Raw genomic sequence first — 13,085 nt, 5'->3', positions numbered from 1 at the left:
TTGCAGGCCGCGGTTCTGTTGGCGGGCAGGCTTTATTTACCGGCGAGTTAGTCCTGGTGAGTGACTTTACGCTCAACTGCTTTTAAGCGTTTGTTCATTTCATCAATATTCATCACCAGCGCCGCCGTTTTGCGCCACACTTTGTTCGGTTGCAGCGGTATGCCTGAAGAGTAGACCCCAGGTTCAGTAATAGGACGCATGACCATCCCCATCCCTGTTACCGTTACTTTATCGCAGATTTCCATATGGCCATTAATCACGCTGGCGCCGCCAATCATGCAATAGCGGCCAATTTTCAGGCTGCCAGCCATGATGACGCCGCCTGCGACCGCCGTATTGTCGCCAATCACGACGTTATGTGCAATCTGGCACTGATTATCAATGATCACGCCATTGCCGATAATCGTGTCGTCAAGCGCGCCGCGATCGATAGTGGTACAGGCGCCAATCTCAACGCGATCGCCGATAATGACGCGGCCAAGTTGTGGAATTTTAACCCAATTACCGCGATCGTTAGCGTAGCCGAAACCGTCGGCACCGATGACGGTGCTGGACTGGACCAGGCAATTTTCGCCAATCTGAATATCGTGATAAATACTGACGTTCGCCCACAGGCGAGTACCGGCGCCAAGCTTGCTGTTTTTACCGACGAAACAGCCAGGGCCGATAACGACGTTGTCGCCAAGCTCCACGCCGGATTCAATCACAGCGTTGGCGCCGACGGCCACGTTATTGCCAAGCCGCGCAGAGGCGTCAATCACCGCGCTCGGCGCGATGCTGGAGGCTGGCTGCGGCGTGGTATCGAGAATCTGGGCCATACGCGCGTAAGTCAGGTAGGGATTTTTCACTACCAGCGCAGCGCTGTTGGCATAGGGAAGATCGGCCTCGGTCATGACGACCGCGGAGGCCTGGCAGTGCGCCAGTTGCTCACGGTAACGCGGGTTTACCATGAACGTGATTTGCCCACTCTTTGCAGATTGCATGGAAGCGACGCCGGTGATGGCGATATCGCCATCACCGTGTAACTCCGCATCCAACTGCTGGGCTAAATCAGCCAGTCGAATTGAAGGCATTACTTATTTAACCTGTTTCAGCACATCGGCGGTGATGTCTTTTACATCGCTGCTGGTGTAAGCCACAGTATTGGCGTCTACCACCAGATCGATATCCTGGTCAGCAGCCACTTTTTTAACGGCGCTCTGAATGCGAGTCACCAGTTTGCCGCGTTCTTCGTTAGAACGACGTGCGCGATCCTGTTCGAACTGCTGCGCTTTGCTGGAGAACTCCTGGCGACCCGCCATGACGTCTTTCTCCAGTTTGCTGCGATCGCTCGCTTTCATGGTAGAGCCGTCACGCTGCAGACGCTGCATTTTAGCTTGCAGGTCGGTTTCCATGCGCTGCAGTTCGCCGGCGCGGCCTTTGAACTCGTTTTCCAGCGTTTTAGAAACGCCAGTGCTCTGTGCAACCTGCTGGAACAGATTACCCATGTTAACTACAGCGATCTTGTCAGCAGCCTGAGCTGATGCTGCCATTGCCAGGCCAAGACCTGCAGCGAATAACCACTTTTTCACAATAAACTCCTTACCATCCCATATGTGCCCGAAAGCACTATTCTTTGCGTGGCCCGGATGCGTACTCTGCGTACGCACCGAAAGTCATCGCGACTGCTAAACGCATTCCCTTGTAATGAACATTACCAGGTCTTGCCAATATTGAACTGGAACTGCTCTGCTTTGTCTCCCTCGTATTTCTTGAACGGCTGGGCATACGAGAACACCAGCGGCCCAAGCGGAGACATCCATTGTAACGCAATACCCGCAGACATACGGATGTTGCTCGGATCGCTATAATCCGGCACGCCCGCCGCGCGCATGGCTGCTGTGTTCTTCCAGTTGGTATCCCAGACGGTACCCGCGTCGGCGAACAGCGAGGTACGAACAGAGTTCGCGTATTTCTCGCTCAGGAACGGCGTTGGGGTAATAAACTCAAGGCTTGCGACACCCATTGCGTTACCGCCCACCGCATCGTCAGACGAGCAGTAGCCGCCCACCGCTTTGTCACAGTTATCCAGACCCGGACCACTGTAGTAAACGGCTTTAGGACCGATGTTGTTGGACTGGAAACCACGTACGGTGCTGGAGCCGCCCGCATAGAAGTTTTCATAGAACGGCATCTCTTTACCGCTCAGGCCGTCGCCGTAACCCCAGCGCGTACGACCCAGAACCACCCATTTGTGGTCGTCATCGATAGGAACATAGGTTGCCGTATCGAGCGTGAGTTTATAGAACTCGTTATCAGAGCCCGGGATCGTCACTTTACCGTTCAGGTTTACACGTGAACCTGACGTCGGGAAGAAGCCGCGGTCAAGATGGTTATAGGTCCAGCCGTAGTTCAGCGTGAAATCGTCTGCCGAGAAGCCGTTGTCATCAGAGGTCGTTTTCGCGCTCTGGCCCAGGGAATCCAGGTAACGCCACATCGCCACCTGCGGTTCCATATTCGACAGGTCATTGTGTACGTAACCTAAGCCGAGGCGCAGCGTGTTGTATTCGTTAACCGGGAAGCCCAGCGTACCATCCACACCATAGCTTTTGTTGGTGTAGGAGGAGAGGTCCGCATCGTCCGCTTTAAAGTCGTTGTAGAAGATGCGCCCGCCGAGGCTCACGCCATCTACCGTGAAGTACGGGTTAGTTACGGAGAACTCAGAGTACGTCTGGTAATCGTTTTTGGTGCCGTTAATGCCAACGGAATAACCAGTACCGAGCCAGTTATCCTGCTGTACGCCCACCTGGAAGCTCACGCCGCTTTCGGTGCCGTAACCTACGCCGAAGTTAAAGCTGCCGGTGTTACGCTCTTTGACTTTGTACACCACGTCGACCTGGTCCGGGCTGCCGGAAACGCGCTGCGTGTCTGCATCGACGGTTTCGAAATACCCGAGGCGGTTCAGACGTTCTTTGCCCTGATCCACCAGATCGCTGCCAAGCCACGCGCCTTCCATCTGACGCATTTCGCGACGCAGTACGGCATCTTTGGAGGTGTCGTTACCTTCAAAGCGAATCTTACGCACATAGAAGCGGTTGCCGGAATCGACATTCACATGCAGCTTGACGGTTTTATCGGCGTCGTTGATTTCCGGCTGCGTCTGCACGCGCGGATACGCATAACCGTAACGGCCAAGCAGTTTTTTGATGTCGTCTTCCATACGGGTCACTTTCGTGCCGTTGTAAAGCTCGCCCGGCTGCATTTTGGTCAGCGACTCGATTTCAGCGGAGTGACCCGCCAGGTTGCCGCTGACTTCCACGCCTGCAATCTTGTACTGATCGCCTTCAGTCACGTTGATAGTGACATAGATGCCTTTTTTATCCGGCGTCAGGCTGACCTGCGTGGAATCGATATTAAAACGCGCGTAACCGCGATCGAGGTAGTAGCTACGCAGCGTTTCGAGATCGCCCTGAAGCTTTTGCTTCTGGTATTTGCGATCGCCCACCACGTTCCACCACGGCACTTCGTCACGCAGCTGGAAGTTGGAAATCAGCTCTTCGGTGCTGAACGCGCGGTTGCCGACGATGTTGATCTGCTGGATTTTGGCAGAAACGCCTTCCTGGAAGACGAGCTTCAGGTCAACGCGGTTACGCGGCAGCGGCGTGACCACGGCTTTTACGCTGGCGCTGTATTTACCCACGCTGTAGTAAAAGTCTTCCAGACCCTTTTCGATATCGGAAAGCGTAGTGCGGTCGAGGGATTCACCCACGCGCACGCCAGAGGCTTCGAGGTTCTGCTTGAGCATGTCATCTTTCACCGACTTGTTGCCGGAGAAAGTAATGCTGGCGATCGTCGGGCGCTCTTTCACCTGAACGAGCAGCGTATCGCCGTCGCGCAGCACCCGCACATCCTCGAAGTTGCCGGAGGCAAACAGCGCGCGGATAGTATTACTGATATCCTCGTCATTTACCGTATCGCCAACGCGAACCGGCATGCTGAGGAGGGCCGCACCAACGGCGACTCGCTGCAGGCCTTCGAAATGAATGTCCTTCACTACGAACCCGTCTGCACCGTATACGGTGGCGCTGCTAAACAGCAGCGACGCTATGAGCAACTTTTTCATCGCCATCGTTGTTATGCGTTCTTCCTAACCTGCTCTCTATAGCCGAGAGAAATCATTGAAAAGTGCAAGCCCCATTAACAGCACCAGCAAAATTGAGCCAATGCGATAACTAAAGTCTTGAACTCGCTCGGAAACCGGCCCGCCTTTAAGCTTCTCAATCGCCAGAAACAGCAAATGCCCCCCGTCGAGTACGGGTAGCGGGAACAGATTGATAATCCCTAAGTTCACGCTGATCAGCGCCAGAAACATCAGGTAGTAAATCAACCCGAACTCCGCTGACATCCCTGCTCCCTGGGCAATCGAGATTGGCCCACTGAGGTTGTTCAGTTTAACGTCGCCGGTCAGTAATTTTCCCAGCATGTTGACCGTCAGCTTCATCAGTTGCCACGTCTTCGTCGTCGCTTCTGTTATCGCATGGAACGGCCCATACTGGCGCACTGTCTTGTACTCATTGGGCAGCGGCGCAATTTTCGGCACCACGCCTGCAAACCCTTCCGCCTTATCGTTACCGGGTTTTGTATCCGGTATCAGCGTCAAAGACAAGGGGCTCCCCTGTCTTTCTATCTCGATTGCGAGCGGCCGCGCCGGATTATCCCGCACCGTCGTCACAAAGGTTGACCACTCACTGAGCGGCTGCCCATCGACTTTAACGATCCTGTCTCCGGCTTGCAAACCCGCTTTACTGGCGGCGGACTTCGGTTGCACCTGCGCAAGCACAGGTTCAATCTTCGGACCAAACGGCCTGATGCCAAGCGACGCAACCGGATCTTCTTTATCTGGCTCGAACTGCCACTGGCGAAGATCGAGCACTTTATCCGTGGCCGTTGTGTCCCCTGGCGAGGCAATGCTGAGCGTCACATTCTCGTCGCCGATACGGGCGACAAGTTCAAGACGCACAGCATCCCAGTCTGGCGTTTCGATGCCATCTACAGCTTTTAGTTCCGTGCCAGGTTCGATTTGTGCCTTCGCCGCGATGGAATTGGGCGTTATTTCACCAATCACCGGTTTGAGGCCCGGTACGCCCATCATAAAAACGAGCCAGTAGGCGAAAATAGCGAAGAGGAAGTTGGCGATGGGCCCGGCGGCGATAATCGCGGCGCGCTGCGCCACGGTTTTATTATTGAAGGCTTCGTGACGCAGTTCCGGGGCAACCGGCTCCACGCGCTCGTCGAGCATTTTGACATAGCCGCCCAGCGGGATGAGGGCGATAACGTATTCTGTGCCGTGGCGGTCAGTGCGCCGCCACAGCGCTTTACCAAAGCCGACGGAGAAGCGCTCCACGCGCACGCCCGCTTTACGCGCAACCCAGAAATGGCCGAACTCATGCACCGTAATAAGAACGCCCAGTGCGATAATAAAAGCCGCCAGATTCCAGAGTATGCTCAACATAATTTATTCCGTTAAATCGTCCTGAAGACCAGCAGCAACAGGCAGGCGAAAACCGGCACCGCCGCTGTCAGGCTGTCGATGCGATCGAGAATGCCGCCGTGACCGGGGATGAGATGCCCGCTGTCTTTAATGCCTGCTTCACGCTTGAACATGCTTTCTGTCAGGTCGCCCAGCACAGAGGCCAGCGCGGCAACGATAGAACAGGTCAGCAGCGTCACAGGCGCGACGTTAAGATCGGCCCACGCACCGTAAATCCAGGAGATAATCGCCGCGGTAAAAAGCCCGCCGATAAAGCCCTGCCAGGTTTTACCCGGGGAGACTTTCGGCGCAAGCTTATGCTTGCCGAACATTTTGCCGAACATATACGCGCCGGAATCCGCACCCCAGACCAGAATCATCACATACAACAGCCAGAGCGCGCCGCTGTAATGATTGGCGTCGTAATGCCAGGCGCGCAGCGCCACCATGCCCCAGAAAAACGGAACAATCGTCAGCAGGCCGAACACCAGACGCAGCGCTTTAGAATGGCGCCAGAATGCCGCGGAATTGGGGTAGAACAGCACCAGTAACAGGGCAATCACCCACCAGCCCAGCGACGCCCAGAGCGCGCCTTCGACCAGCGGAACGTTAATCGGCGCCTGGTAGATGGGCAGAAAAAAGAGCATCAGCGCCAGAAGCAGCCCACAAAGCAGCGCCAGCCATACCCGCTGAGATCGGGAAACGAAACCGCTCAGTTGCCCCCATTCCCAGGCGGCCAGCACGCAAACGACCAGCGTCGCAATCGCGAAACCCATCGGTGGCAGCAAAAACAGCGCGGCGATAACAACCGGTATTAAAACAAACGCAGAAATCAGGCGATACTTCAGCAAAAGCTACCCCCATCAGGCATCGATGCCACCAGGTGCTGTGCCGCCGAACCGACGTTCCCGGTTGGCAAAGGCATTTAGCGCACCTTCAAAGTCTTGTTCATCAAAATCAGGCCAGAGAACATCGGTAAAATAGAGTTCTGCATAGGCAATTTGCCACAGCAGGAAATTACTGATGCGATGCTCTCCCCCTGTCCTAATCACTAAATCTACGGGAGCCAGCTCATTCATGCAGATCTGCTTACTGAGCATCTCTTCATCAATCTGGTCAGGACGCAGTAAACCTTCCTGGACCTGTGCCGCTAAATGCTGCACTCCCTGAATAATATCCCAACGTCCGCCATAATTCGCGGCGATATTCAACGTCAGCCCGCTATTCTGGCTGGTTAACGCTTCGGCTTTGTGGATACGGTCCTGTAAGCGGGTGTTAAAACGGCTAATATCGCCGATGACCCGCAGACGCACATTATGGCGATGCAGGCTTTTGACTTCGCTGTCGAGCGCCCAGACAAATAATTCCATCAGCGCGCTGACTTCCTGAGCAGGGCGGTTCCAGTTCTCGCTGCTGAATGCGTAAAGCGTCAGTGCCTCAATACCATTGTTTGCAGCGAAAGAAACCGCGCGGCGAACTGACTTCGCTCCCGCTTTGTGGCCAAAGGCTCTGATTTTCCCTTGTCTTTTCGCCCAGCGACCATTGCCATCCATAATAATGGCAACATGGCGCGCGCCATGTGCGGGCAAGTTTTCGCTTAATGGAAGGTTTACAGACAACATAACGCGTATTTATTCCCTGATAAGGATTAAGCGGTACTCAGGAATACTGAAGCCTTTGCATAAAAAAGCCGTGACAACCACGGCTCGCCCGACCGGCCAGGCTCACCCACCCGTATTCAGGTGGCGCAGACTATATCACCGAAGCAGAGCGCTCACAAATAACGTCGCCTTCGCCGCGTGATTAATCATCAGCTTGCGAGACGCGTCACCCGATTATGCGCAACAGTGCGCGCTTCGGCATCTACGGTGAGCACTTCATCCACACTTTGCGGTTCACGAAGATCCATTTCATCCAGCACCGCCTGATTAAGCGCTGCGATATCCGTAAAACGAATCTCTCCGGCAAGAAAAGCGGCGACCGTAATCTCATTCGCCGCGTTAAGCGCTGTCGTCGCCGCCTGCCCTTTTTCAAAGGCGTCAATGGCGAGCTTCAGACACGGATAGCGCTGATAATCCGGTTCACCGAAGCTCAGCGTCGCTATCTTGCAAAAATCCAGATGCGTCACGCCGGAAGGGACGCGCGCCGGCCAGGCCATCGTATGCGCGATGGGGGTGCGCATATCGGGTTCGCCCAGTTGAGCCAGCACGCTGCCGTCGGCATAGCGCACCATGGAATGAATCACCGACTGTGGATGAATCAACACTTCCATCTGGTCTGCCCGGGCGTTAAATAGCCAGCGAGCTTCAATGTATTCGAGACCTTTATTCATCATGGTAGCCGAATCGACGGATATTTTACGCCCCATCGACCAGTTAGGATGACGACACGCCTGGTCCGGCGTCATTGCCGCCAGTTCAGGCAAAGGCGTCTGTCGAAACGGTCCACCAGATCCGGTGAGGATAATCGAAGAAACTCCGCTTTCCTCAAGTTTAGCGTACCCCAGGTTGTGTTGAATTGTTGCCGGTAAACTCTGAAAAATCGCGTTATGCTCGCTATCCACCGGCAGCAGTTGCGCCCCGCTGCCCGCGACCGCCTCCATAAAAAGGCGTCCGCAGGTCACCAGCGATTCTTTATTCGCCAGTAACACTTGCTTACCGGCCGCGATAGCGGCAAGCGTCGGCAGCAGCCCGGCGGCGCCGACGATGGCCGCCATTACCTGCGTCACCTCATCAAGCGATGCCATCTCGCAGGCCGCGTCGCGCCCGGCTAATACCTCAGTGCGGCTGCCCTGCTCGCGCAGCGTGTCACGCAATTCACGGGCGCTCGCCTCATCATCCATCACCGCGAAACGCGGGCGGAACTCCAGACATTGCTCAACCATTCGGGCGACATTCTTGCCCGCCACCAGCGCGGTAACCGCAAACTTGTCCGGATTATGACGGATAACATCAAGGGTGCTGCAACCGATAGAGCCGGTAGAGCCGAGAATGGTTAAATGCTTCATGAGGCGCTCAACGTGAAATAAGAATAAACGCACCGCGCAGACGCGCGATCCAATGCAAAACGCCGCCAGCGAAAACCGCGATGCGGTTCTCCTGTACGGCGTTTACGGTATCATCAGAAAGGGATTAGAACTGCATCAGCTCGGCTTCTTTATCAGCCAGCGCCGCGTCCACTTTCTTGATGGCGGCGTCAGTCATTTTCTGAACGTCGTCCTGAGAGCGGCGATCTTCATCTTCGCCGATCTCTTTATCTTTCAGCAGCGCTTTCACTTTATCGTTCGCGTCGCGACGGACGTTACGGATAGCCACGCGCGCCTGCTCGGCTTCGCCACGCACCACTTTGATGAGGTCTTTACGACGCTCTTCGGTCAGCGGCGGCAGCGGAACGCGGATATCGCTGCCCGCGGAGCTTGGGTTCAGGCCGAGGTCAGATGCCATAATCGCTTTCTCAACGGCCGGGCTCATAGAGCGATCGAATACGTTGATTTTCAGCGTACGGGAATCTTCTACGGTAACGTTAGCCAGCTGACGCAGCGGCGTCGGCGTGCCATAGTATTCCACTACGATCCCGTCCAGCAGGCTCGGGGAAGCGCGGCCGGTACGCACTTTGCTGATTTGGGTTTTGAATGCTTCAACGCATTTGTCCATGCGTACTTCAGCATCTTTTCTGATATCGCTAATCACGTTACGAATCCTTGAAAACTGGTTATCAGGCAGACCACACCTGCGCCACGATGCCTTGCGGCTGCGTGCTAAGTATAGCCTCTTTATCTTGCGGCACCCGACGGGTCGCCTGGTCACGGAAACTGATTTTAAAGCGGAATCTTACCCTGATTCCTTTGAAACGAAAATTATTCCGTAATCAAAGTGCCTTCTTTTTCGCCCATTACCACGCGGCGCAGCGCGCCCGGCTTATTCATGTTGAAGACACGAATCGGCAATTTGTGGTCGCGTGCGAGCGTAAAGGCCGCCAGATCCATCACTTTCAGCTCTTTTTCCAGCACTTCCTGGTAGGTCAGCTGATCGTAGAGCGTCGCGGTTGGATCTTTCATCGGGTCTGCGGAATACACGCCGTCGACTTTCGTCGCCTTCAGCACCACTTCGGCTTCAATTTCGATACCGCGCAGGCAGGCAGCGGAATCGGTGGTGAAGAACGGGTTGCCGGTACCGGCGGACAGAATGACCACGCGGTTGTTACGCAGCAGGCTGATAGCTTCAGCCCAGCTGTAGTTGTCGCATACGCCATTTAACGGGAAGGCAGACATCAGGCGCGCGTTAACATAGGCGCGGTGCAGTGCGTCGCGCATCGCAAGGCCGTTCATCACGGTCGCCAGCATCCCCATGTGGTCGCCCACGACACGGTTCATACCGGCTTTGGCAAGGCCAGCGCCGCGGAATAAGTTGCCGCCGCCGATCACCACCCCGACCTGGATGCCCAGCTCCACCAGCTCTTTAATTTCCTGCGCCATGCGATCCAGAATGCTCGCATCAATACCGAAGCCTTCTGCTCCTTGCAGCGCTTCGCCACTCAGCTTGAGCAGAATGCGTTTATAGACGGGTTTTGCATTGGTAGCCATGTTTCTTTCCTGGAACTGTCAACGAATGGGATGGTTAATTCAGGCGACATGATGCGTCGCATTCCGGCTCCGGCTATATAAGAGCAGGCCGAAATTTATGAATGACGGATAAAAAGGAGCCGCCCTCAGGCGGCTCTTTTACACCATTAAGACTGGCGGGACATGGCAGCAACTTCTGCTGCGAAGTCAGTCTCAACTTTCTGGATGCCTTCGCCCACTTCAAAGCGGATGAAGTTAGTCACGTCAGCGTTGTGCTCTTTGAGCAGTTGAGCAACGGTTTTGCTCGGGTCCATAACGAAAGGCTGACCGGTCAGAGAAACTTCGCCGGTGAATTTCTTCATGCGGCCTTCAACCATTTTCTCTGCGATTTCTTTCGGCTTGCCAGACTGCATGGCGATGTCCAGCTGTACCTGGTACTCTTTTTCTACCACGTCAGCAGACACGTCTTCCGGCTTAACGAATTCCGGCTTGCTTGCAGCAACGTGCATCGCCAGCTGTTTAACCAGCTCTTCGTCAGCGTTTTTAGCCGCAACCAGAACGCCGATACGCGCGCCGTGCAGGTAGCTTGCCAGAACGTCGCCTTCCAGGGATGCGATACGACGGATGTTGATGTTCTCGCCGATTTTAGCAACCAGAGCAACGCGCTCTTCTTCGAACTGCGCTTTCAGTGCTTCAACGTCGGTGATTTTGCCCGCAAAAGCAGCGTCCAGTACTTTGTCAGCGAACGCCTGGAAACCGCCGTCTTTAGCAACGAAGTCGGTCTGGCAGTTAACTTCCAGGATCACGCCGTAGTTGCCTTCGATCTTGGTTTTGATCACGCCGTCAGCAGCTACGTTGCCTGCTTTTTTCGCTGCTTTGATCGCGCCAGATTTACGCATGTTTTCGATAGCCAGCTCGATGTCGCCATTAGCTTCAACCAGAGCTTTTTTACATTCCATCATGCCTGCGCCAGTACGTTCGCGCAGCTCTTTTACCAGGGAAGCGGTAATTTCAGCCATTCTATAATCCTCGGTTATCTCGTGCGGGGAGATAAGTCCAGGCCTGCCGGAAGCGTCCGGCACACCCGACTCAAACAAAAAAGGGAGCCTGAGACAGGCCCCCTAACCAAACTTGTTACTACCTGGTTAATAAGGGCTCTAAACGAGCATGCCTTATTATTCAGCTTCTACGAAGCTTTCTTCCGCCTGAGCAGCCAGATCCTGAGAACGGCCTTCACGAACGGTTGCAGCAACAGCATTCAGGTACAGGCTGACAGCACGGATGGCGTCATCGTTACCCGGGATAACGAAGTCAACACCGTCCGGATCGGAGTTGGTATCAACGATAGCAAATACCGGGATACCCAGGTTGTTTGCTTCTTTGATAGCGATGTGCTCGTGGTCAGCGTCGATAACAAACAGTGCGTCCGGCAGGCCGCCCATGTCTTTGATACCGCCGAGGCTGTTTTCCAGCTTTTCCAGCTCACGAGTGCGCATCAGCGCTTCTTTTTTGGTCAGCTTATCGAAGGTGCCGTCCTGAGACTGAGTTTCCAGATCTTTCAGGCGCTTGATGGACTGACGAACGGTTTTCCAGTTAGTCAGCATACCGCCCAGCCAGCGATGGTTCACGAAGAACTGGTCGCAGCTGTTAGCAGCTTCTTTCACCGCTTCGCTTGCAGCGCGTTTGGTACCGACGAACAGAATCTTACCTTTACGGGAAGAAATTTTGCTCAGCTCAGCCAGGGCTTCGTTGAACATCGGTACAGTTTTCTCAAGGTTGATGATGTGAACTTTGTTACGCGCACCGAAGATGAACGGCTTCATTTTCGGGTTCCAGTAACGGGTCTGGTGACCGAAGTGAACACCAGCCTTGAGCATGTCGCGCATGGAAACAGTTGCCATGATTTAAAACCTCTGTTTAAAAGTTGGGGTTATGCCTCCACGTATCCCATATTACCGACCCCGAAGGGCACCCCGGAATATGTGCCGATACGTGTGTGTTATTACACAAAGTGAGAGTAGTCGCCTCTGTGCCAGGATTCTGGTACAGAAGTCCGGCGCGCTTTATATCACAAATTCGCCCCCGACTCCAATAGTTGTTCACGGGAGGCGTCCTTAATGATTCTCAATTTGGCACCTTCCTGATGCCCTGATACCATTGTTTTACATTTATCAGTATTGCCGAATTTTCCGGCACCAGCGGACCAGATTATGGCTATTTCAATTAAAACCCCTGAAGAAATCGAAAAAATGCGCGTCGCGGGCAGGCTTGCCGCTGAAGTGCTTGAAATGATCGAAGAACATGTGAAACCAGGCGTCAGCACGGGCGAACTGGATCGCATCTGTCACGATTATATTACCAACCACCAGCATGCGATCTCCGCAAGCCTGAACTACCACGGCTTCCCGAAATCCGTGTGTATTTCTATTAACGAAGTGGTCTGCCACGGCATTCCCGATGACGGCAAACTGCTGAAAGATGGCGATATCGTCAACATAGACGTCACCGTCATTAAAGATGAGTACCACGGCGACACGTCTAAAATGTTTATCGTCGGCAAGCCGACCATTCTGGGCGAGCGCCTGTGCCGTATTACGCAGGAAAGCCTGTATGTCGCGCTGCGCATGGTGAAGCCGGGCATTCGTCTGCGCACCCTCGGCGCCGCCATTCAGAAATTCGTCGAAGCGCAAGGGTTCTCCGTGGTGCGCGAATATTGCGGACACGGCATCGGCCGCGGCTTCCATGAAGAGCCGCAGGTCCTGCATTACGATGCCGATGACGGCGGCGTGGTGCTGCAACCGGGCATGACCTTTACGGTCGAGCCGATGGTTAACGCCGGCGACTACCGCATCCGCACCATGAAGGACGGCTGGACGGTGAAAACCAAGGATCGCAGCTTGTCTGCGCAGTACGAGCATACTATTGTGGTGACGGATAACGGCTGCGAAATTCTGACGTTGCGTAAAGACGACACCATACCCAACATCATTTCGCATAACGACTAATAAGAAGCCG

Annotated in this window: 12 protein-coding genes; 1 reads left to right on the top strand and 11 read right to left on the bottom strand. The window is 54.6% G+C overall.

Annotated elements, in window-relative coordinates; translation table 11 throughout:
• Window positions 1–47: 47 nt before the first annotated feature.
• The 11 genes from lpxD to rpsB form a co-directional block, all read right to left on the bottom strand.
• Window positions 48–1,073 carry a UDP-3-O-(3-hydroxymyristoyl)glucosamine N-acyltransferase gene (lpxD, locus tag AACV31_RS20265; protein WP_165155962.1) on the bottom strand — a complete coding sequence of 342 codons (1,026 nt, stop codon included), beginning with the start codon at window positions 1,071–1,073 and terminating at the stop codon, window positions 48–50.
• Between the two features lie 3 nt (window positions 1,074–1,076).
• Window positions 1,077–1,571, bottom strand: a complete 495-nt coding sequence (gene skp, locus AACV31_RS20260) for a molecular chaperone Skp (protein WP_007697090.1) — start codon at window positions 1,569–1,571, stop codon at window positions 1,077–1,079.
• A gap of 122 nt (window positions 1,572–1,693) precedes the next feature.
• Window positions 1,694–4,108 carry an outer membrane protein assembly factor BamA gene (bamA, locus tag AACV31_RS20255; RefSeq protein WP_032806190.1) on the bottom strand — a complete coding sequence of 805 codons (2,415 nt, stop codon included), beginning with the start codon at window positions 4,106–4,108 and terminating at the stop codon, window positions 1,694–1,696.
• 30 nt (window positions 4,109–4,138) lie between these two features.
• Window positions 4,139–5,491: a sigma E protease regulator RseP gene (gene rseP / locus AACV31_RS20250; RefSeq protein ID WP_007769414.1), complete on the bottom strand. Its 1,353-nt coding sequence runs from the start codon at window positions 5,489–5,491 to the stop codon at window positions 4,139–4,141.
• A gap of 11 nt (window positions 5,492–5,502) precedes the next feature.
• The gene (gene cdsA, locus AACV31_RS20245) at window positions 5,503–6,360 is read right to left on the bottom strand and encodes a phosphatidate cytidylyltransferase (RefSeq protein ID WP_075199747.1); all 858 of its coding nucleotides are present in this window, start codon (window positions 6,358–6,360) and stop codon (window positions 5,503–5,505) included.
• A gap of 12 nt (window positions 6,361–6,372) precedes the next feature.
• Complete coding sequence (gene ispU / locus AACV31_RS20240) at window positions 6,373–7,131, bottom strand: (2E,6E)-farnesyl-diphosphate-specific ditrans,polycis-undecaprenyl-diphosphate synthase (protein ID WP_012815355.1); 759 nt, start codon at window positions 7,129–7,131, stop codon at window positions 6,373–6,375.
• Window positions 7,132–7,319: 188 nt separating this feature from the next.
• Window positions 7,320–8,516 (bottom strand): 1-deoxy-D-xylulose-5-phosphate reductoisomerase, encoded by a 1,197-nt coding sequence (gene ispC, locus AACV31_RS20235; protein ID WP_165155960.1) that lies wholly within the window; start codon window positions 8,514–8,516, stop codon window positions 7,320–7,322.
• A gap of 124 nt (window positions 8,517–8,640) precedes the next feature.
• Window positions 8,641–9,198, bottom strand: coding sequence for a ribosome recycling factor (gene frr / locus AACV31_RS20230; RefSeq protein ID WP_007666696.1), 558 nt, complete (start codon window positions 9,196–9,198; stop codon window positions 8,641–8,643).
• Between the two features lie 167 nt (window positions 9,199–9,365).
• Window positions 9,366–10,091 carry a UMP kinase gene (pyrH, locus tag AACV31_RS20225; protein ID WP_165155958.1) on the bottom strand — a complete coding sequence of 242 codons (726 nt, stop codon included), beginning with the start codon at window positions 10,089–10,091 and terminating at the stop codon, window positions 9,366–9,368.
• Between the two features lie 146 nt (window positions 10,092–10,237).
• Window positions 10,238–11,089 carry a translation elongation factor Ts gene (gene tsf / locus AACV31_RS20220; RefSeq protein ID WP_004386138.1) on the bottom strand — a complete coding sequence of 284 codons (852 nt, stop codon included), beginning with the start codon at window positions 11,087–11,089 and terminating at the stop codon, window positions 10,238–10,240.
• Between the two features lie 156 nt (window positions 11,090–11,245).
• Complete coding sequence (gene rpsB / locus AACV31_RS20215; protein WP_004386139.1) at window positions 11,246–11,971, bottom strand: 30S ribosomal protein S2; 726 nt, start codon at window positions 11,969–11,971, stop codon at window positions 11,246–11,248.
• 309 nt (window positions 11,972–12,280) lie between these two features.
• Here rpsB and map point away from each other — a divergent pair, with 309 nt between their 5' ends.
• Window positions 12,281–13,075 (top strand): type I methionyl aminopeptidase, encoded by a 795-nt coding sequence (map, locus tag AACV31_RS20210; protein ID WP_007769358.1) that lies wholly within the window; start codon window positions 12,281–12,283, stop codon window positions 13,073–13,075.
• Window positions 13,076–13,085: the final 10 nt, after the last annotated feature.

The organism is Cronobacter sp. EKM101R, assembly GCF_963888145.1.
GTDB classification, from domain to species: Bacteria; Pseudomonadota; Gammaproteobacteria; order Enterobacterales; family Enterobacteriaceae; genus Cronobacter; species Cronobacter turicensis.
This window is presented reverse-complemented; position numbering and strand designations above follow the sequence as displayed.